20 protein-coding genes, 1 pseudogene and 1 riboswitch are annotated in these 18826 nt (G+C 53.3%); of the genes and pseudogenes, 17 read left to right on the top strand and 4 right to left on the bottom strand.

The window, feature by feature from the left end:
* The 5 genes from BUB44_RS13635 to BUB44_RS13615 form a co-directional block, all read left to right on the top strand.
* Positions 1-694 (top strand): electron transfer flavoprotein subunit alpha/FixB family protein (locus BUB44_RS13635; protein ID WP_073163676.1); only part of this gene is annotated, 694 nt, incomplete at its 5' end.
* 15 nt (positions 695-709) lie between these two features.
* Positions 710-2002, top strand: a complete 1293-nt coding sequence (locus BUB44_RS13630) for an acetyl-CoA C-acetyltransferase (protein ID WP_073167284.1) — start codon at positions 710-712, stop codon at positions 2000-2002.
* Positions 2003-2064: 62 nt separating this feature from the next.
* Positions 2065-2922, top strand: coding sequence for a 3-hydroxybutyryl-CoA dehydrogenase (locus tag BUB44_RS13625; RefSeq protein WP_073167282.1), 858 nt, complete (start codon positions 2065-2067; stop codon positions 2920-2922).
* Positions 2923-2963: 41 nt separating this feature from the next.
* Complete coding sequence (locus BUB44_RS13620; RefSeq protein WP_073167280.1) at positions 2964-3746, top strand: enoyl-CoA hydratase-related protein; 783 nt, start codon at positions 2964-2966, stop codon at positions 3744-3746.
* A gap of 178 nt (positions 3747-3924) precedes the next feature.
* A complete protein-coding gene (locus BUB44_RS13615; RefSeq protein WP_073167277.1) occupies positions 3925-4116 on the top strand; it encodes a hypothetical protein in 192 nt (63 codons plus the stop codon).
* Between the two features lie 72 nt (positions 4117-4188).
* On the opposite strand, the gene BUB44_RS13610 is transcribed toward BUB44_RS13615, so the two are convergent.
* The gene (locus BUB44_RS13610) at positions 4189-4992 is read right to left on the bottom strand and encodes a LexA family protein (protein WP_165611053.1); all 804 of its coding nucleotides are present in this window, start codon (positions 4990-4992) and stop codon (positions 4189-4191) included.
* 184 nt (positions 4993-5176) lie between these two features.
* Here BUB44_RS13610 and BUB44_RS13605 point away from each other — a divergent pair, with 184 nt between their 5' ends.
* The 4 genes from BUB44_RS13605 (at position 5177) to BUB44_RS13590 (ending at position 7280) form a co-directional block, all read left to right on the top strand.
* The gene (locus tag BUB44_RS13605; protein WP_131821636.1) at positions 5177-5413 is read left to right on the top strand and encodes a transposase family protein; all 237 of its coding nucleotides are present in this window, start codon (positions 5177-5179) and stop codon (positions 5411-5413) included.
* A gap of 50 nt (positions 5414-5463) precedes the next feature.
* Positions 5464-5649, top strand: a complete 186-nt coding sequence (locus BUB44_RS13600; RefSeq protein WP_073167269.1) for an aspartyl-phosphate phosphatase Spo0E family protein — start codon at positions 5464-5466, stop codon at positions 5647-5649.
* A 219-nt stretch (positions 5650-5868) separates the two neighbouring features.
* Positions 5869-6501: a CBS and ACT domain-containing protein gene (locus BUB44_RS13595; RefSeq protein WP_027356675.1), complete on the top strand. Its 633-nt coding sequence runs from the start codon at positions 5869-5871 to the stop codon at positions 6499-6501.
* Positions 6502-6641: 140 nt separating this feature from the next.
* Entirely contained in the window at positions 6642-7280 is a 639-nt protein-coding gene (locus BUB44_RS13590) for a GntR family transcriptional regulator (protein ID WP_034634773.1), read from the top strand.
* Between the two features lie 68 nt (positions 7281-7348).
* On the opposite strand, the gene BUB44_RS13585 is transcribed toward BUB44_RS13590, so the two are convergent.
* Complete coding sequence (locus BUB44_RS13585; RefSeq protein ID WP_073167266.1) at positions 7349-9295, bottom strand: acetate--CoA ligase; 1947 nt, start codon at positions 9293-9295, stop codon at positions 7349-7351.
* A gap of 220 nt (positions 9296-9515) precedes the next feature.
* A riboswitch (FMN riboswitch) is annotated at positions 9516-9669 on the top strand.
* 124 nt (positions 9670-9793) lie between these two features.
* Between BUB44_RS13585 and ribD the strand changes: the two genes are divergently transcribed.
* From ribD to BUB44_RS13560, 5 genes are all read left to right on the top strand, one after another.
* Positions 9794-10885, top strand: a complete 1092-nt coding sequence (ribD, locus tag BUB44_RS13580; protein ID WP_073167287.1) for a bifunctional diaminohydroxyphosphoribosylaminopyrimidine deaminase/5-amino-6-(5-phosphoribosylamino)uracil reductase RibD — start codon at positions 9794-9796, stop codon at positions 10883-10885.
* Positions 10885-11550: a riboflavin synthase gene (locus tag BUB44_RS13575; RefSeq protein ID WP_027356678.1), complete on the top strand. Its 666-nt coding sequence runs from the start codon at positions 10885-10887 to the stop codon at positions 11548-11550. Before ribD ends, BUB44_RS13575 begins: the two co-directional genes overlap by 1 nt.
* A gap of 19 nt (positions 11551-11569) precedes the next feature.
* Complete coding sequence (locus BUB44_RS13570) at positions 11570-12787, top strand: bifunctional 3,4-dihydroxy-2-butanone-4-phosphate synthase/GTP cyclohydrolase II (RefSeq protein ID WP_073167263.1); 1218 nt, start codon at positions 11570-11572, stop codon at positions 12785-12787.
* 67 nt (positions 12788-12854) lie between these two features.
* Positions 12855-13322, top strand: coding sequence for a 6,7-dimethyl-8-ribityllumazine synthase (ribH, locus tag BUB44_RS13565; RefSeq protein WP_073167260.1), 468 nt, complete (start codon positions 12855-12857; stop codon positions 13320-13322).
* Between the two features lie 18 nt (positions 13323-13340).
* Complete coding sequence (locus BUB44_RS13560; RefSeq protein ID WP_073167257.1) at positions 13341-14384, top strand: nicotinate phosphoribosyltransferase; 1044 nt, start codon at positions 13341-13343, stop codon at positions 14382-14384.
* A gap of 50 nt (positions 14385-14434) precedes the next feature.
* On the opposite strand, the gene rpmB is transcribed toward BUB44_RS13560, so the two are convergent.
* Positions 14435-14626, bottom strand: a complete 192-nt coding sequence (rpmB, locus tag BUB44_RS13555; RefSeq protein WP_027356682.1) for a 50S ribosomal protein L28 — start codon at positions 14624-14626, stop codon at positions 14435-14437.
* 171 nt (positions 14627-14797) lie between these two features.
* On the opposite strand from rpmB, the gene recG reads away from it, so the two are divergent.
* Both recG and BUB44_RS13545 read left to right on the top strand, forming a co-directional pair.
* Complete coding sequence (gene recG, locus BUB44_RS13550) at positions 14798-16870, top strand: ATP-dependent DNA helicase RecG (RefSeq protein WP_073167254.1); 2073 nt, start codon at positions 14798-14800, stop codon at positions 16868-16870.
* Between the two features lie 208 nt (positions 16871-17078).
* Positions 17079-17336, top strand: a complete 258-nt coding sequence (locus BUB44_RS13545) for an alpha/beta-type small acid-soluble spore protein (protein ID WP_027356684.1) — start codon at positions 17079-17081, stop codon at positions 17334-17336.
* A gap of 116 nt (positions 17337-17452) precedes the next feature.
* Here BUB44_RS13545 and gpr read toward each other — a convergent pair whose 3' ends face one another.
* Complete coding sequence (gpr, locus tag BUB44_RS13540; RefSeq protein ID WP_073167248.1) at positions 17453-18427, bottom strand: GPR endopeptidase; 975 nt, start codon at positions 18425-18427, stop codon at positions 17453-17455.
* Between the two features lie 200 nt (positions 18428-18627).
* Between gpr and BUB44_RS13535 the strand changes: the two are divergent.
* Positions 18628-18826, top strand: a pseudogene (locus tag BUB44_RS13535) (ISLre2 family transposase); the annotation flags it as partial.

The following is an 18826-nucleotide window of genomic DNA, read 5'->3' as shown; positions in this document are numbered from 1 at the left end:
CACCGTACAGGGGCGTGACCTGGCGGCGCAGGTGGCCCAGCGGCTGCAGGCGGGTCTCTGCACCGACTGCACGGGGGTGGAACTCCAGGACGGGCAAATAACCTTCACCCGGCCCATATACGCGGGCAAAGCCTTTGTCCAGGCCCGGATACCGGAAGCGCGGCCGGTAATGGCCACCATCAGGCCCAACGCCCTGCCGGTGCCGGAACCCGTGGCGGGGCGCGCGGCGGAAGTGGTGACGGTGGCCGCGGAACCGGGCGACATCCGGCAGATAGTCAGGGACGTGGTGCGGCAGGTATCCAGCCGGCCGGAGCTTACGGAAGCGGACATCATCGTATCCGGCGGCCGGGGCATGAAAGCGGCGGAGAACTTCCGCATACTGGAAGAACTGGCGGACGTGCTGGGTGCGGCGGTGGGAGCCTCCCGGGCGGCGGTGGATGCCGGTTATGCGCCGCACAGCATGCAGGTGGGCCAGACGGGCAAAACCGTATCCCCGCAGCTGTACATTGCCTGCGGCATTTCGGGAGCCATCCAGCACCTGGCGGGGATGAGCTCCTCGAAGGTGATTGTGGCCATCAACAAGGACCCCGAAGCCAACATCTTCAAGGTGGCCGATTACGGTATTGTGGGCGACCTCTTCGAGGTGGTGCCCCTGCTGACGCAGGAGTTCAAAAAGCTCCTTGGCAAGGAGTAAATGGGGAGGGGAACGATGAAGGAAGTAGTAATTGTCAGCGGGGTACGTACGGCCATCGGCGCCTTTGGCGGTTCCCTAAAGGATGTGCCGGTGGTCAAACTGGGCAGCCTGGTTATTAAAGAGGCCTTGAAAAGGGCCGGTTTGAGACCTGTTTCCGGCCGGGAACTTCTGGATTACGCTCCCGATGTCCTGAAGGGTGAACTGGCGACGGAGCTGGAACGCAATTACTATGAGTGGGATGATACCCTGCAGGAAGTACAGGTTGACGAAGTGATTATGGGGCACGTGCTCCAGGGCGGCAACGGCCAGAATACCGCCCGCCAGGCTGCCATTTATGCCGGTATTCCCAAAGAATCCACCGCTTTTACGGTAAATAAAGTTTGCGGCTCGGGCCTGAAGGCCATTGCCCTGGGCGCCCAGGCCATCATAGCCGGTGAGGCGGAGGTGGTGGTGGCCGGTGGCATGGAGAACATGAGCCAGGCGCCTTACATCCTGCCCCGGGCCCGCTGGGGGTACCGGATGGATGTCGGTGCCAGGGGCGAATGTATTGACCTGATGGTTTACGACGGGCTGTGGGAAATTTTCTACGGCTACCACATGGGTAATACGGCGGAAAACATCGCCGCCAAATACGGTATCACCCGCCGGGAGCAGGATGAACTGGGCCTGCTCAGCCACCAGCGGGCCAGGGCCGCCATTAAGGAAGGGCTTTTCAAACAAGAAATTGTGCCCGTACCCGTACCCCAGAAGAAGGGCGAACCGGTGCTTTTTGACACCGACGAGCGGCCCATGGATACCAGTATGGAAAAGATGGCCAAATTGCGCCCGGTCTTCCGGCCCGATGGAACAGTGACCGCGGGCAACGCCTCGGGCATAAACGACGCGGCGGCGGCGGTGGTGCTCATGTCCCGGGAAAAAGCGGAGGAACTGGGCTTAAAGCCCTGGGTGGCCATAAAATCCTTTGCCTCCGGCGGTGTGGACCCCGCCTACATGGGCACCGGGCCGGTTCCGGCCGTCAGAAAAGCCCTGAAAAAGGCCGGACTGACCATCGGGGATATAGACGTGGTGGAACTGAATGAGGCCTTTGCCGCCCAGGCCCTGGCCTGTATGAGGGAACTCGGACTCAGCCTGGAAAAAACCAACCCGCTGGGCAGCGGTATTTCCCTGGGACACCCCATAGGCTGCACCGGGGCCAGGCTGGTGGTTACCATTATGCACGAAATGAAGAGGAGAAATCTCGGCACCGGCCTGGTTACCATGTGCATAGGTGGAGGCCAGGGAATGGCCATGGTTCTGGAAAACATTTAAACAAATACCTGTTAGATAATAGACTGGCTGTAAAAACCTATCACCGGGGAGGTTTAAGGCTTATGGATGTGCAAAAAGTAATGGTTGTCGGAGCCGGCCAGATGGGGTCGGGTATTGCCCAGGTGGCGGCAGCAGTGGCCGGCTGCCAGGTTATCTTGAATGACATTAAGGATGAATTTGTCCGGCGGGGGCTGGGCAATATTGAAAAGAACCTGAGCCGGGATGTGAGCAAGGGAAGGCTGCAGGAAGACCAGAAGGCGGAAATCCTGGCGCGCATAACACCTTCCACCAGCCTGGCCGATGCTAAGGACGTGGACCTGGTCATTGAAGCGGCGATAGAAAATATGGAAGTGAAGTCCAGCATTTTCAAACAACTGGATGAAATCTGTCCCTCCCACACCATCCTGGCCACCAATACTTCGTCTTTGCCCATAACCCAGATTGCCGCGGTAACAAAGAGGCCGGAGAAGGTTATCGGCATGCACTTTATGAACCCGGTGCCGGTAATGAAGCTGGTGGAAGTTATCCGCGGGCTGGCTACCTCCGATGAAACCTTTAATGTGGTCAAGGCCATGAGTGAGCGCATGGGCAAGGTGCCCGTGGAAGTCAACGATGCTCCGGGTTTTGTATCCAACCGGGTGCTCCTGCCCATGATCAACGAAGCCATTTACTGTGTTTACGAAGGCATAGCCACTCCCGAAGCGGTGGACCAGGTCATGAAGCTGGGTATGAACCACCCCATGGGACCCCTGGCCCTGGCGGACCTCATTGGTCTGGATACCTGCCTGTACATCATGGAAGTGCTGCACAGGGAGCTGGGCGACAGCAAGTACCGTCCCTGCCCGCTGCTGAAAAAATACGTGGCTGCCGGCTGGCTGGGCCGCAAGACCGGCCGGGGATTCTACGTATATAACCAGTAACTTCCCGTCCCGGGAGTCAACCTACGAAGGGAGGCAGGAACATGTCCTGGAACAATATCCTGGTGGACAAAGATGGCCCGCTGGCCATGCTTACCATCAACCGGCCGCAGGTATTGAACGCGCTAAATGCCGAAACGCTTAAGGAAATCGAGGGTGCTGTGGACGAGCTGGCAGAAGATGAGGCCATCCGGGTAATTATCATCACCGGGGCGGGAGAGAAGGCTTTTGTAGCCGGGGCCGATATTGCTTTCATGAGCAAGCTCACCCCCCTGGAGGCCAGGAATTTTGCCCGGCTGGGGCAGAGGGTGCTGAGCAAAATTGAGAACCTGCCCAAGCCGGTAATTGCTGCCATTAACGGATACGCCCTGGGGGGTGGCTGCGAGCTGGCCATGGCATGTGATATCCGGGTGGCCTCGGAGAAGGCCAAATTCGGGCAACCGGAGGTCAACCTGGGCCTGATTGCCGGTTTCGGCGGAACCCAGCGTTTAACCAGGCTGGTCAATCCCGGCCTGGCCAAGGAGATTTTGTTTACGGCGGATATGCTTGACGCCGAAACCGCCCGGCGTATCGGCCTGGTGAACCATGTGGTTCCGGCGGAAGAACTGCTTAATTTCTGCCGGGGAATGGCCGAACGCATTGCTGCCCGGGGGCCGGTAGCCGTGCGGCTGACCAAGGAAGCCGTGAATGAAGGGCTGGAAATGGATCTGGAAAAGGCCCTGGCCCACGAGGCCGATCTTTTCGGGCTGGTATTTGCCACGGCTGACCGGGAGGAAGGTATTGCGGCCTTTTTAAACAAGCGCAAGCCGCAATTCCAGGGACGTTAAGGTTGGGTAAATAAGCATCCCGGGTAATTTAAAAGTGAAAATGCAGGCTGAAAAAGAACAGCCTGCATTTTTTTACATATTCACCTCTGATTTAGAGATGTAGTATTCTATTCCGGGAGTATAGTATAATTTAAAATAATCAGGTACGGGCAGCAATGGTGGAGGGAGGCTGGAGTTCATGGACATAACCTGGCTTTTCCTTGTACTCTGTCCCTACATGCTTTTATACTTTTACCTGTGGGACTTTACTACCTGGAATCATAGAAAAATAGTTATCTTCTGGATACTCGGGTTGGTAATTCTGGTTGGTGCATATTCCTTGATTAATTATTTGAATCCAGTTCATCCTGCATTTCCCGGACTTTTTTAATTAGTTTTCTTGAAAAGCAATTTTGTTAAGTAAAATATCAGTTTCAGCCAGGATAATGAAGGTATTTGTGCTTTATTTGTCATTACTATCTCCGGTGATATTTCCCTGCTCGTTTTCCATTAGTTTGCCAAAGGATTCAAGCAATCGCTTGGCTTTTTCCGGGCTGATGCCGTATTTTACGGCAACTTCCCTCACCTGCAGCCAGTCATCATTCTGGCTCGTATAAGCTCCCTCCGCCAGGGCCGGCGGTTTTTTCTGAATTAACACCACCAGGCCATAGACCCTGTTTTCCCCGGGGCGGAGATAAATATCTTCATACCGGGGGTTGGCCGCCTTTAATTTCCACCGGCCGTCTTCGGAGAGAACATACCTTATTCCCAGCTCATCGTTATTTAGCTGCACGACAGCTAGCTGGCCGGATTCTGCAGCCCCGGCCTTTTTGCAAATAGCGATATCTCCCGGAATAATTCCGGCCCCCCTCATGCTATCATCTTTTATTATAAAGGCAAAATCAGCTTCCAGTTCCCTGTCAATATTAATATAGCCGGCTATATCCCTTTCATTAAATGCTGCCCGTATGGTTTCAAAAAGGGGTACCTGCTTGATGGGCAGGAAGTCGGCCAGTGGTTTTTGAATGAGCGTTCTGATGGCTTCCATTGAGCTTATATTTTCTCCAAGAAAAAAAGAAAGGGGCTTGCCTAAAATCACTGAGATACGTTTAAGATCATCTATGGAAATCCGCCTTTTTCCTTTCTCATAAAGATTGATGGCCGTTTTGGTAAAGCCCAGTTTTTCACCCAGCTGTTCCTGGGTGAGTCCCCGGTCTTCACGGGCCTTTTTTATTCTCCTGCCTATTTCCTCGTAATAATTTTTCATAATGCCACCCGGGTTTTCAAAGTTTACAACCTGTTGCATATTATTCCCTGGAATTTCGGAAAAACCTCTTGACAGCATGTTGTCATTGTGATAACTTTAGAAAAAATAGCGTGAACCGGCATTTTCTACAAAATATTTTTCCCTGGTGTTAACGTAATGATAACATTATATACGGGGTGATAACGTGGTTGGGCGTAGAAGCAAGATGGGCGAAGTTGAAGCCAGGTTTGGCCAGCCGGTGGCAAGTCTAATTAAGCATTATTATTATGAAAAGGGGTATACCCTGGACCAGCTGGCCCGCCTGTTCGGTGTGGGCAGGGCAACGGTTTCGGTCTGGATGTTGAAGCTGGGCCTCCCAACAAGGGATTGGAAATTACCCGACCCCGCCAAAATAAATTACGATACGTATCACAATAAATAAAATGGTTGCTGCAGGTACGGTTTTTTGTTTAATTTTGAGGGGGGAAGGGCTTGGATTTTAATCATTGTTTAAGTTTAAAGGATCAGATTGAATACCTGCGGCGGAGATTAAATGGGATGAGCAGGGAGGACAGGGAGGAGATTCTTCTTTTGAGCCAGCACCTGGATAGATTGATTGTACAATACCAGCGATTAGTATTTTCTCTAAAGAAAGGAAATAAATATTCAGAATATTAGATCCGCAGCATAAATCAAGTCAGAAATTGTCCCCCGTTACCTGTGCCACTGCTGATTGACGGCGGCGGCAGCCGGAAAAGTCTGGAATTTAGGGTCAGATGGGCTAGAAAAGTAAGAATGTGTACCAGCTTTTGTTATTTTTATCGTTGCTTTCCCCCGGGGTAATGCTATAATTATTCTATAATAACTTATGGAAAGGTTACAGACGGGGGGTTTTATATGTTTGTACGGGACTATATGAGCACCTCTCCTATCTGCATTAATTCGGGCACTCCCATCCTGGAAGCGCTGAATATTATGAGGAAGAACAGGATCAGGCACCTGCCAGTGGTGGACAAGGGTCAGCTTGTTGGTCTGGTTACCGAACGAGATTTGCTTACCGTTTCTCCCTCCCCCGCGACCACCCTGAGTGTTTTTGAGATGAATTACCTGTTATCTAAAATGGTAGTTAAGGAGGTTATGAAAACCAGCCCCATTACTATAGGGCCCGATTGTTCTATTGAAGAAGCGTCTTTGATTATGCGGGAACATAAAATTGGAAGCCTGCCCGTAGTGGAGGAGGACAGGCTGGTGGGTATCATTACCCAGACTGATATTCTGGACGCTCTAATCCGGATCTTTGGCCTGCGTAAGGCAGGAACCCGCCTGGTGCTGGAAGCCAGCGATCGCATTGGTGCCCTGGCCGATATTCTGGCCATTGTAAGGGAGCACCAGATCAATGTTATTGGTGTGGCCTGCCGGGAAAAAGAAGAACAGCGGGTTCAAATCATGCTTCGCCTGAGTACTGTGGAACCCCAATCTCTGATTAATGATTTACAGAAGCAAGGTTATGAGGTAAAATCTGTTAGCTAGTTGTTCGGGGAGAAATTCTGGTTTTGGAGAAGTCCGGCTCCCTGGGGGAGCCGGATTAATTTTGATTAATTTTTTGCTACCGTTGCATTATAATTTTAGTTGGGCATTACTATATTCAAACGGTAAAGGAGAAGATCCTTATGGAATCCGCTGGCTCTCATGTCTTATCCCGTTATGCCACCATAGCCATTGATATTGCCACCCGTATTGCCAGGGGTGAATATCGTGAGGGGCAAAAAATTTTCGGCCGTTCCACGCTGGCTGGCAAGTACAACGTTTCTCCGGAAACCATCCGCCGTGCTTTAACCCTCCTGCAGGATACGGGAATTGTGCAGGTTTCCCCGGGAGTGGGGGTGGTGGTAAAGTCTCAAAAGGCGGCCGAGGCTTTCCTGGCGGAGTGCGGGCAGCGTCAGATCCTGAGGGATATGCAGGAACGGCTGCACCGCCTCTTACGGGAAAGGGATCGGATTAACAACGAGATTGAAAAGTTGATGAATGAGCTGCTGGATTATACATTCAAGATGGCAGGTAACCTGCAGCGGATAGAAGAAATCCGGGTGCTGCCCACATCGCCCCTGGTAGGTAAATCCCTTGCCGAGGCGAAGTTCCGGGCCCAAACAGGGTCCACCGTGCTGGCCATTTATCGTGGAGGTGAGGAGATCCTCTCACCCCAGGCCGATACGGTAATAAAGGCTGATGATATATTGATTGTTCTGGCCCCGCCGGAGTTAAAAGACCAGGTTTACCACCTTGTTAACGGTACGGCGGTAAAACAATAAAATAGACCCCTTCCGCAAGCGGTAAGGGGTCTTGAATTTTAAGAGCTGGTTAATTATTCAATACAACTTTAAACCTGCTGCATTTTCTTAATGGCTTCACGGATTTCGTCAACGGATGCTTCTTCTTCAATGGTTGAGAGGTCGCCCAGTTCTTTCCCCGTCCAGAGGGACCTCATAACCCGGCGCATAATTTTACCACTGCGGGTCTTGGGTAAAGAGTTTACAAACTGGATATCCCTGATGATGACAATGGGTCCCATGGTTTTACGCACATGGGCTATTAATTCTTTCTTAATTTCTTCGCCGGGCTGGTAGCCCTGCTTTAAGACCACGAAGGCGCAGGCCACTTCTCCTTTGAGTTCATCGGGTACTCCCGAGACACCTGCTTCTACCACTGCCGGGTGGGAAATAAGGGCGTTTTCAATTTCAATGGTACCAATCCTGTGGGCGGCGATTTTGATTACCTCATCGGAGCGACCGGCAAACCAGATGTACCCATCCTCGTCCATAGAAGCGGCGTCCCCGCAATAATACCGGCCCTGGGTAAAGGGCAGTCGCTCCCAGTATTCCTTCTGGTAACCCTCTTCATTGTTCCAGAGGGTGGAGGTCAGTCCCGGGAAGGGTCTTAGGATGGTAACAATCCCTTTTTCACCGGGAGCGGCGGGCTTTCCATCCTTATCATCAACAATTTCCGCAATGATGCCGGGTACGGGGATACCTGCCGAGCCCGGTTTTATAGGAATCATACCCAGCCCGTACGGGTTGGCGAAGATGGGGCCGGAAGTCTCGGTCTGCCACATATGGTCCATAACGGGGATTTTATTTTCAAAAACCTGTTCCTGCAGCCAGCTCCAGGCAGCGGGGTTCAGGACTTCTCCCGCGCAGAATACCCGGCTGACCGTGGAAAGATCGTGTTTTTTGGCGTGTTCAATACCCAGCTTCATCAGGCCCCGTACCCCGGTGGGGGATGTCCACACGGCCGTAACTTTATTCCGTTCGATGATATCCCACCACATATCCGGGCGCGGGTAGTCGGGAGTTCCTTCGTAAAGAACGCTGGTAGCGCCCACCAGGAGAGGACCGTAGACGTTATAACTGTGCCCCACAATCCATCCGATGTCCGAGGTGCAGAACCAGACGTCCTCTTCCTGCAAAGCGTAAATCCACTTGGCCATGGAGTAAATATAAACCTGATAACCGCCATGTTTCTGCACGGTAACCTTGGGTTTGGCGGTGGTGCCGGATGTGGGAAGCAGGAAGAGGGGTTCGTTTGCTTCCATCAATTCTACTTCTGCACTCTGGCCTTCACCGAGAGCCAGAAACTCATCCCAGAAAATGTCGCGCCCGGCCTTCATCGGTGGTGATTGTGCCTTATTTTTCTGTAAAACCACTACTTTTTGGATCAGGTCTTCGGGACACATGGCCAGGGCTTCGTCAATTATGCCCTTAAGGGGAACTGGTTTGCCCCGCCGCAGGCCCTCGTCCTGGGTAAGGAGATACCTGGCACCGGTGATCTGCAGGCGATCGGCCACTGCCCCGGCAGAAAATCCAGCAAAGATAACCACGTGGATGGCTCCAATACGGGCACAGGCCAGCATGGCGGTAACCGATTCGATGCCGGTGGGCATGTAGATGGCTACCCGGTCGCCTTTTTTCACCCCCAGGCCTCTTAACGCTGCAGCATACTGTTTTACCAGGGAAAGAAGCTGGCCGTAGGTTATTACCCTTACTTCGCCGGTTTCCCCTGACTCGGCAATAAATGCAGCCCGGCCTGCCTTCCCTCTTTTGACCTTATAGTCCACGCAGTTGTAACAAATATTGGTCAGCCCACCGGAGAACCACTGAAAGGTGGGGTAATTCCAGGTGAACACCTTGTCCCACTTTTTGAACCAGTAAATATCATGAGCTGCTTTATTGGCAGCTTCTGCCCAGAAACCTTCCGGATCCCTGGCTGCCCAGTCGATGAAAGCTTTTACCTGCGGGGGAACCATTCCGGTACCCATTTTTTCCGCCATTCGCATTACCTCCCCTTAACCATACGAACTTGGTTTACTCTTAATATAAATTGAAAATAGGGGAAAGATTAAGAATATTCCGGCGTGATGTATTTTTTTGAGTGTGAGTGGATTTATAGCCAGAGCGAATGGATCGAGCCGCGTCGTTTATCCGGCCAATATTGACACCGGCAGCAAACAGGCCTATAATAGCCTTAGAGTTCTAAAAATTAAAGAGTTAAAAAGCCTTCGGGGATGGGTGAAATTCCCTACCGGCGGTATGGAGGGCGGATGACCTTCCGAGCCCGCGAGCCCTGCACCATCACGCATGTTGCAGGGTTGATCTGGTGAAAGGCCAGAGCCGACAGTAAAAGTCTGGATGGGAGAAGGCATAGTGATTCTGCTTTTCCAGAGAAAAGCAGGAAAGCTCCTTTTTATGCCTGTTAGCCCTGAAGGTTATCACCGGATCAGGGCTTTTCTATTTTCTTTTACAGGGTGAGGGCATTGGACGTATATTACATGCGAATGGCCCTGGACCTGGCCAAAAAAGCAATGGGCAGAACCAGCCCCAACCCCATGGTGGGAGCTGTGCTGGTAAAAGATGGTCAGGTGGTTGGCCGGGGTTATCATGCCCGGGCCGGAACTCCCCATGCTGAAATTCACGCCTTGAGGGAAGCTGGTGAACGGGCGGAAGGGGCAACCCTGTATGTTACCCTGGAGCCTTGCTGCCACCAGGGACGTACGGGTCCCTGTACCGAGGCCATTCTGGCTGCCGGTGTTAAGCGGGTGGTAACCGCCATGGTCGATCCCAACCCCCTTGTGGCCGGCCGGGGGGTGGAAAGGTTGCGCCGGGCCGGGGTCGAGGTAACGGTAGGTGTGCTGGAAGAGGAGGCCCGCAGGTTGAATGAGGTTTTTGTGAAGTACATTACCACCCGCAGTCCCTTTGTGGTGTTAAAAGCGGCCATGAGCCTGGACGGTAAAATAGCTACCCGCACCGGGGAATCCCGCTGGATCACCGGTTCGCAGGCCCGGCTGGCCGTTCATTATTTAAGGGATCGTTATGATGCGATCCTGGTGGGTATTAATACCGTACTCAAGGACAACCCTTCTTTAACCACCCGTCTTCCGGATCGGGAAGGCAGGGATCCGGTGCGGGTCATTGTGGACAGCATGGCCCGTACTCCTCCCGGTGCCCGGGTGATCACCCAGGAATCCCCGGCACCAACCATTGTGGCCGTTACGGAAAAGGCGCCCGAAGAAAACCGTCGTCGCCTGGAAGATGCCGGGGCCCGGGTGCTGGTGGTGCCCGGCCCGGGACCCGGGGTGGACCTGGTCGCCTTAATGAAGGAGCTGGCCCGCCGGGAAATAACCAGCGTGCTGGTGGAAGGTGGCAGCCGGATTCATGCGTCTTTTCTGGAATCGCGCCTGGTGGATAAGGTAATCTGGTTCATTGCTCCCCTGATTATTGGTGGGAGCAGTGCACCCGGTCCTGTGGGCGGGGAAGGTCCGGCCCGGCTGTCCGAAGCAGTGCGTTTAAGAGATGTCCTTATTACCCGCTACGGGGAGGATTTCTGCGTGGAGGGATATGTGAACGACGGGGGTGCAGTTTGATGTTCACCGGGCTGGTTGAGGAAATTGGGGTTTTGCGCCATATAAGCCGGGGAAAGGATTCCGCCCGGTTGACGGTGGAGGCGGCCAGGATACCGGGCAATCTGGAGCTGGGAGATAGTGTGGCCGTAAATGGTGTTTGCCTGACAGTGGTATCCTTCACCCGTTCATCATTTACGGTAGACGTTATGGCCGAAACCCTGGCCCGGACCAATTTGGGACACCTGCAGCCGGGAGATCGGGTCAACCTGGAAAGGGCTTTGCGCCTGGGTGACCGGCTGGGTGGCCACCTGGTGACCGGGCATATTGATGGTGTGGGTCAGGTTTTACGCCGCCAGGAACATGATATAGCTATCCTGTTAACTATTGGTGCTGCACCGGAAGTATTGAGATATATAGTAAAAAAAGGTTCGGTGGCTGTCGATGGCACCAGTTTAACGGTGGTGGATGTGGATGAGGAGAGCTTTTTAGTTTCCCTGATCCCCCATACCGCCCGGCATACCATTCTGGGTGCTAAAAAAAGGGGAGATCTGGTGAACCTGGAAACGGACATTATAGGGAAGTATGTAGAAAGATTTTTAAATCTGCCCGCCCCGGGGCAGATCCGGGGCAGGTCCTCCGGGATTACCCTGGATTTTCTGGCTGAACATGGATTTATAACCAGATAGACAGGAGAGTGAAGGAGCAATGGAATTTCGTTTTAACTCTGTAGAAGAGGCCATCGAGGATATCCGCCAGGGCAAAATGGTGGTCGTTGTGGATGACGAGGATCGGGAAAATGAAGGCGATGTCATCATGGCGGCGGAAAAAGTTACTCCCGAGGCTATTAATTTTATGGCCACCCATGCCCGGGGACTGATCTGTATGCCCATAACCAATGAGCGGGCGGATGAACTGGATTTACCGCTTATGGTTACCCACAGTACTGACAAGCATGGTACCGCTTTTACTGTATCTGTGGACCACAAGGACACCAGTACAGGTATTTCCGCTTATGAGCGGGCACAGACCGTCAGGGCTATTCTGGATCCGGCTACCCGGCCCGAAGATTTGCGTCGCCCGGGACACATCTTCCCCCTGCGTGCCCGGGAGGGCGGGGTGCTGCGCCGGGCCGGCCATACCGAAGCAGCAGTAGATCTGGCCCGGCTGGCTGGATTGTACCCGGCAGGGGTAATTTGTGAGATTATGAAGGAAGACGGTACCATGGCCCGGGTGCCTGAATTAATGGCTTTCTGCCGGCAGCACGGCTTGAAGATCATTACCATTGCCGATTTAATCAGGTACCGGCGGCGTACAGAAAAACTGGTCCGCCGCGTGGATTCTGCCCGCCTGCCCACCAAATATGGTGAGTTTACTGCCGTAGCTTATGAAAGCCTGCTGGATGGTAAAGGTCATCTGGCCCTGGTTAAGGGGGATTTAAGTCAGGTGGAAGCCCCCCTGGTACGGGTTCATTCCGAGTGCCTGACCGGAGACGTCCTGGGTTCCACCCGCTGTGATTGTGGAGATCAGCTCGTCCGGGCCATGCAAATGATTGCCAGGGAAGGAGTAGGTGTGTTACTCTATATGCGGCAGGAAGGCCGCGGTATAGGTCTTTTAAACAAGATCCGGGCTTATAAGCTGCAGGATCAGGGTAAGGATACGGTGGAAGCCAACGAAGCTCTGGGATTCCCTCCCGACCTGCGGGATTATGGTATCGGGGCTCAAATTCTGGTTGATCTCGGGCTCAAGAAAATTCGTTTGTTGACCAATAACCCGCGGAAGATTGCCGGCCTGGAGGGCTATGGCCTGGAAGTGGTGGCCAGGGTACCCATTGAGATATCTCCCAATAAATATAACCGCTTCTACCTGGCAACAAAAAGAAAAAAACTGGGTCACCTGCTCAGTATAGCCGATGAGGTGAGCTAAAATACTTATTCCTGTGCGGCCTTAATTACGGGAAGACAGGCACCTCAATATGGAAAGGAGTAGCATGATGCCTAAAGTATACGAGGGACACTTGATTGGCCAGGGCCTGCGTTTCGGCCTGGTGGTGGGACGTTTCAACGAGTTTATCACCAACAAGCTTTTAACGGGGGCTCTCGATGCCCTGCACCGGCACGGTGTGGCGGATCAGGATATAGAGATTGCCTGGGTGCCGGGGGCCTTTGAAATTCCCCTGGTGGCCAGGCGCCTGGTGGCTGCACAGCGCTTTGACTCCATAATCTGCCTGGGGGCGGTGATCCGCGGGGCCACACCCCATTTCGACTATGTGGCTGCCGAGGTGGCCAAGGGAGTGGCCAAAGTGGGGCTGGATTCCGGTGTGCCGGTGATATTCGGTATAATTACTGCCGATACCCTCGAACAGGCTATAGAACGTGCGGGAACCAAGGCTGGTAACAAAGGTTGGGATGCTGCGGTGGGGGCTATTGAAATGGCCAACCTCATGCGCAGCCTTGGCTAATGAGAAGGAGGCATACCGGTGGAGTCACCACGCACAATACAAAATTTAAAAGAAGTGGCTGATTTTCGGGTTACACCCGGTGAAAGGCTTTTTTCCGCCAGCAACCAGGAAATTATGGCCGGCTGGACAACCGATATTTACTTTATCAAAACCAGGGAAATTCTACGGGCCATGGGCCTTGACGGAACGGAAGTAACAGCTGAAATTTTTGCCGGTAGGGAGGGTGTGCTGGCCGGGGTACCGGAGGTGAAAACTCTCCTGGCCGGGACGGGGGTGGAGGTCTGGTCCCTACCCGAGGGAGAGTGGTTCGGGGAAAAGGAAGTGGTTATGCGCATCCACGGTCCCTACGACCGCTTCGGCATTTACGAAACGGCTATCCTGGGCATACTGGCCAGCTCCAGCGGCTGGGCTACGGCAGCCAGGAAATGCCGGGAAGCTGCGGGTAACAAACGGGTGGTTTGTTTTGGAGCCCGGCATGTCCACCCGGCGGTGGCCCCGGTCATGGAGAGGGCGGCAATCGTGGGGGGTGCCGACGGGGCCAGCTGTATTTTGGGAGCCAAGCTGGCCGGTCAGGAACCTGTGGGAACGCTGCCCCATGCCGTTATGCTCATCGTAGGGGATACCGTGGAGGTAGCCCTGGCTTACCAGCGGACCATGCCTCAAGGGACGCCGGTAATTGTGCTGGTGGATACCTTTAAAGATGAGGCGGAAGAGGCCCTGCGGGTGGCCCGGGTCCTGGGGAAAGACCTGGCAGCCATAAGGCTGGATACTCCCGGCGAGCGGGGGGGAGTTACTCCCGCGCTGGTCAAAGAGGTACGTGCCCGCCTGGATCAGGCAGGATACAACCACGTGGAGATACTGGTGAGCGGCGGCCTGACTCCCGAGCGCATCCAGTTACTAAGCCAGGCAGGGGCTGATTCTTTCGGGGTGGGGAGCTATATCTCCGGTGCCGCACCGATAGATATGACCATGGATTTGAAAGAGGTTACCGGCAAACCCGTTGCCAAGCGGGGGCGCATACCCGGTATTACCCCCAGTCCCCGCCTGCAAAGGATTCTTTAGACCTTATCCCGGGCCTGAAAAATAAAAAACGGCTTGTAAAAGCCGCTTTGTTAAATTGCCCTCTGCACCTTTCCGCTGCGCAGGCAACGGGTGCAGACCAGTATTCTCCTGGGGGTACCGTTAACCAGCGCCCTTACCCGCTGTAAATTGGGCTGCCAGGTCCTTTTGGTCCGGATGTGGGAGTGGCTAACCTGCATCCCCACCACCACGCCTTTACCGCAGATAGCGCATTTTCTGGCCAAGAATGCCACCTCCTTTTTCTAGACCACTCTTAAATTCTAGCAAAAATGCCCTTGCTGTGCAAGGTAAAACATCCGGTGTGATCCGGATTTTCTCGCAGATTCAGTAAGTGCCGATGAGACCTGCCGCTGCTGCGGCAGGTGTCCAAGGGGGTATATAATTTAAAGTAATTCATGGTTGAAACCGGTTATGAGTGCTATCCCGTGCAATATTTAAAGATGGTTGGCCCGCGCCGCTTTGCCCTGCTGAAGAAACTGGGAATTAAAACTGTAAAGGATTTACTTTATCATTTTCCCCGGGAATACCGGGAACGTACAGTAAAGCCATCCAGTGCCTGTGCCCACGGGGAACAGGCTACCCTGCAGGGCAGGGTGCTCGGGGTCAGCGAACTTAATCCCAGGCCCGGGCTCTGGGTTACCAGGGTCCAGATCCAGGAGCCGGGGGGGTATTTTATTGCTGTATGGTTCAACCAGCGTTACATAAAAAAAATGCTGGCTTCCGGGAGCCGTATCCAGGTTACAGGGAAGATCGAGCGCCGTTTTGGCGAAGTCCAGCTGCTGGTAACCGATTATGAGTTGCTGGATGGCGAAACCCGGGCGCCTCAAAGCGGCTTGATTCCTGTTTACCCGCTTACAGAACAGTTGAGCCAGCGGCTCATGCGTTCTTTGGTCAGCCTTGCTCTGGACGAATGGCTGCCTCATATCCATGATTTTCTCCCGCCGGAAATACGGCAAAAGTTTTCCCTGCCCGATCTTGCCAGTGCCCTGCGGCAGATCCATTTTCCCGCCGTCGAAAAGGAAGCTATCAGGGCGAGAAAACGTTTTATTTTTGAAGAGCTGTTTTTGCTCCAGCTTCTCCTGGCCCTGAGGCGCAGGCAGAATACCAGAAGGATGAAGCCGCACCGTTACCATGATCGCAGGAACCTGGTGGAGAGTTTCCTTTCCAGCCTGCCCTTTACCCTGACGGACGCCCAGCAGCAGGCGTGGGAAGAAATCAAAGCCGACATGGATGCTCCCTGGCCCATGAACCGGCTGTTGCAGGGAGATGTGGGGGCGGGAAAGACAGTGGTCAGTACCCTGGCCCTGCTCCGGGCGGTGGGAAGCGGGCTGCAGGGAGCGTTAATGGTGCCCACGGAAATCCTGGCCGAGCAGCATTACCTTACTCTCTCCAGAGATCTGGCTCCTTTAGGAATTGAAGTCGGTCTGCTTTCCGGGAGTATGAAAAAGAAAGAAAGAGAAAAAATTCTAAGCGGTCTGGCCAGTGGGGAAATACCCCTGGTCGTGGGTACTCAGGCCCTGATTCAGGAGAAGGTACAGTTTAAAGCTCTGGCTCTGGTGGTTATTGATGAACAACATCGTTTTGGGGTACGGCAGCGGGCCAAACTGCAATATAAAGGGCACTGCCCCGATGTGCTGGTCATGACGGCTACACCCATACCCCGTACGCTGGCACTAACCCTTTATGGAGATCTGGAGGTAAGCACCATTTCCCAGCTTCCCCCCGGGCGGCAGCCTGTTCAAACCTATGTTCTTCCTTCTTCTTATCTCCCACGGGTTTACGGCCTGGTGCAAAGGGAAGTGGAAAAGGGGGGACAGGCTTATGTGGTTTGTCCCCTGGTGGAAGAATCCGAGAAGATTGATGTGCGGGCTGCCGTGGAGCTGGTGGAGGAACTCTCCCGGGGTCCCCTGGCCGGGTGCAGGATAGGTTTGCTCCACGGACGGTTAAAACCGGGGGAAAAGGAAGAGGTTATGGAGGCCTTTCGCACAGGTCAGATCCAGGTGCTGGTGACCACCACTGTGGTAGAGGTCGGGGTGGACGTACCCACCGCCACAGTAATGGTAATCCTGGATGCCGATCGTTTTGGGCTGGCCCAGCTGCACCAGTTGCGGGGGAGGGTGGGGCGGGGAAAAGCCCGTTCTTACTGTATCCTTATTTCTGACAGCAATACTGAAGAGGCCCGTTTCAGGTTACAGGCCATGACCTCCACCACCGATGGTTTTGCCCTGGCCGAAAAGGATCTGCAGTTAAGGGGGCCGGGGGAATTTGCCGGTACCAGGCAGTCGGGGCTGCCCGAATTTAAGGTGGCCGACCTGATCCGGGACTGGCGTGCCCTGCAGCTTGCCCGGGAGGAAGCAGTGGCCCTGATAAAAAAAGATCCCGAACTAAAGGCGCCGGAACATCGCCTCCTGGCCCGGGAAATGCGTATAAGATTTGGAGAAAAAGCCGGATATCTGGATATTGGTTAAAAAGTTTGAGCCTGTTAAAGGCTTTTTTCTTTGCAAATTTATGCTTTATTTAAGGAAGGTCAAACCAAGACAGATCAAGGCAATATCCTTTCTTAAAAACCCTTGTGTTTTAGGGGTTAAAGTGAAGTGGTGGGGTAAAATGTTCTAGACATAATCAGTTGCGTTAAGGTCATAATAAGAGTAGCTCAAAGGTAAGGAGGTGACATAAATGGCGTTAGGGCAAAAGCGGAACAAATTGATTCTTCCCCAGGCCGCCGCGGCTATGGAGCAGTTTAAGTGGGAAACTGCTGCTGAACTGGGAATTCAGGTTCCCCAGAGCGGTTACATGGGCGACCTGCCTTCCCGGGTAAACGGTGCCATTGGCGGTAACATGGTCCGGAAGATGATTGCCGCTTATGAGCAAAGCCTGGCCAGCGGTACCCAGCCTCCGACTCCTCAGGTAACCAACGCTCGCACCACTCCTTAACGGAGGTTAAGGTATGAGCTCTCTGTCTTATACTGTTCCCTATCGAGGGGCCCAACTTCAAGGATGAGCAAGTATCCGGCTCCCTGTTGGTTGGGCCCCCGGCAGGGACAATTTTCTTAATGAAGGTAATAGCTGTAGTCATCCTCCGTCAAGCCTGGATGCAGGGCCAGGGAAATTGCTCCTGCTATAACCTTGGCCGTGGTGGCAATTAAAGAATCTATTTCTTTGGGAGTTACGGTAAGGTTGCCGCCAAAAGGTTCCAGGATTTTTTCAATGGCGCGCCGGGCCAGGGCGGGATTAAAATTCACATTTGCGGGCACGGCCTGTAGCTGTTCCAAATAAGCATTAATGGTATCCTGGCTGATGATGGCAGCATGTACTACAGTTGGTACCCCGATGGCAATTACCGGCACACCCATGCTCTCCCTGTTAATTCCGGCCCGTTGATTACCAATGCCGGAGCCCGGGCTTATACCCGTATCGGCTATCTGGATGGTTGTGCAGATGCGGGATACGTTGCGGGCGGCCAGGGAATCTATGGCAATAATTAATTCCGGATGAATTTTATCCACTACACCCTTAATTATTTCAGCCGTTTCTATACCCGTTAACCCCAGGACTCCCGGTGCCAGGGCACTGACGGAGCGCATCCCGCCCTTTAATTCCTGGGGGGCATAGTTATATAAATGCCTGGTTACAAGGCTCTTTTCGATAACTTTGGGTCCCAGAGAATCAGGGGTAGCCCGCCAGTTTCCCAGGCCGACCAGCAGGATATTGCCGTGTTCAGGAATATGGTTCACGAATTTTTCTAACTGCCGGGCCAGGATCTGGCTTATTTCATGATGAGCGGTGGGATTGTTTTCCCTCAATGCAGGAGCCTCGATGGTTATATACGTCCCCACAGGTTTACCCATGATGTTTTCGGCAGTCTTTTCCACTATATGTACAATGGTTACTTCCCCGTGGTCAAATCTTTCCCGGTCCACCCTGACACCGGGAATTTCCTGCCCCGTTTCCCCCCGGACTATCTCCCGCGCTTCCAATGCCAGATCGAGATTTACGCCGTAGGAGCGAAAAAGTTCAATAAGCAAAATAGCCGCCCCCTACTTTAATTCTTATCACTTTCAAAGATATATTTTCCGGTTGGAGAAGGATTATACGCTACATATTCTTAGTGTAAAGTTACTGTAGGAAATTGAAGAAGGAAAAAGGCGGTAGGAAATAGAAAGGAGAGTGCACCGCCTAGGAAGGGCGAGTAACCGAAGGATCGGAAACTCGGAGGTGCACTCTCATGAAGATAATTCAGCACGTATATAACAGTTTCCTGCAAGTAGCCACTTTAATTTTTGAGAAACTTGAGAAGGGGATTGATTATCCAAGGTTTCAGCTTGAGCTGCAAGACGTGCTCAATGAATTGGGCCGTAATATATGCAAGGAAGTATTGGAAGCTGCTGATGACTATGTAAGGCAGCACCGGAATGAACGAGCGG

This window comes from Desulfofundulus australicus DSM 11792, assembly GCF_900129285.1.
GTDB classification, from domain to species: domain Bacteria; phylum Bacillota; class Desulfotomaculia; order Desulfotomaculales; family Desulfovirgulaceae; genus Desulfofundulus; species Desulfofundulus australicus.
The sequence above is the reverse complement of the archived record's forward strand: the minus strand, read 5'-3'. Positions and strand labels throughout refer to the sequence as shown.

Excerpts from the sequence above, each read along its gene's own strand:
- BUB44_RS13630 (WP_073167284.1), top strand. The coding sequence starts at position 710 with ATGAAGGAAGTAGTAATTGTCAGCGGGGTACGTACGGCCATCGGCGCC.
- BUB44_RS13625 (WP_073167282.1), top strand. The coding sequence starts at position 2,065 with ATGGATGTGCAAAAAGTAATGGTTGTCGGAGCCGGCCAGATGGGGTCG.
- BUB44_RS13620 (WP_073167280.1), top strand. The coding sequence starts at position 2,964 with ATGTCCTGGAACAATATCCTGGTGGACAAAGATGGCCCGCTGGCCATG.
- BUB44_RS13615 (WP_073167277.1), top strand. The coding sequence starts at position 3,925 with ATGGACATAACCTGGCTTTTCCTTGTACTCTGTCCCTACATGCTTTTA.
- BUB44_RS13610 (WP_165611053.1), bottom strand. The coding sequence starts at position 4,992 with ATGAAAAATTATTACGAGGAAATAGGCAGGAGAATAAAAAAGGCCCGT.
- BUB44_RS13595 (WP_027356675.1), top strand. The coding sequence starts at position 5,869 with ATGTTTGTACGGGACTATATGAGCACCTCTCCTATCTGCATTAATTCG.
- BUB44_RS13590 (WP_034634773.1), top strand. The coding sequence starts at position 6,642 with ATGGAATCCGCTGGCTCTCATGTCTTATCCCGTTATGCCACCATAGCC.
- BUB44_RS13585 (WP_073167266.1), bottom strand. The coding sequence starts at position 9,295 with ATGGCGGAAAAAATGGGTACCGGAATGGTTCCCCCGCAGGTAAAAGCT.
- ribD (WP_073167287.1), top strand. The coding sequence starts at position 9,794 with ATGCGAATGGCCCTGGACCTGGCCAAAAAAGCAATGGGCAGAACCAGC.
- BUB44_RS13575 (WP_027356678.1), top strand. The coding sequence starts at position 10,885 with ATGTTCACCGGGCTGGTTGAGGAAATTGGGGTTTTGCGCCATATAAGC.
- BUB44_RS13570 (WP_073167263.1), top strand. The coding sequence starts at position 11,570 with ATGGAATTTCGTTTTAACTCTGTAGAAGAGGCCATCGAGGATATCCGC.
- ribH (WP_073167260.1), top strand. The coding sequence starts at position 12,855 with ATGCCTAAAGTATACGAGGGACACTTGATTGGCCAGGGCCTGCGTTTC.
- recG (WP_073167254.1), top strand. The coding sequence starts at position 14,798 with ATGGTTGAAACCGGTTATGAGTGCTATCCCGTGCAATATTTAAAGATG.
- BUB44_RS13545 (WP_027356684.1), top strand. The coding sequence starts at position 17,079 with ATGGCGTTAGGGCAAAAGCGGAACAAATTGATTCTTCCCCAGGCCGCC.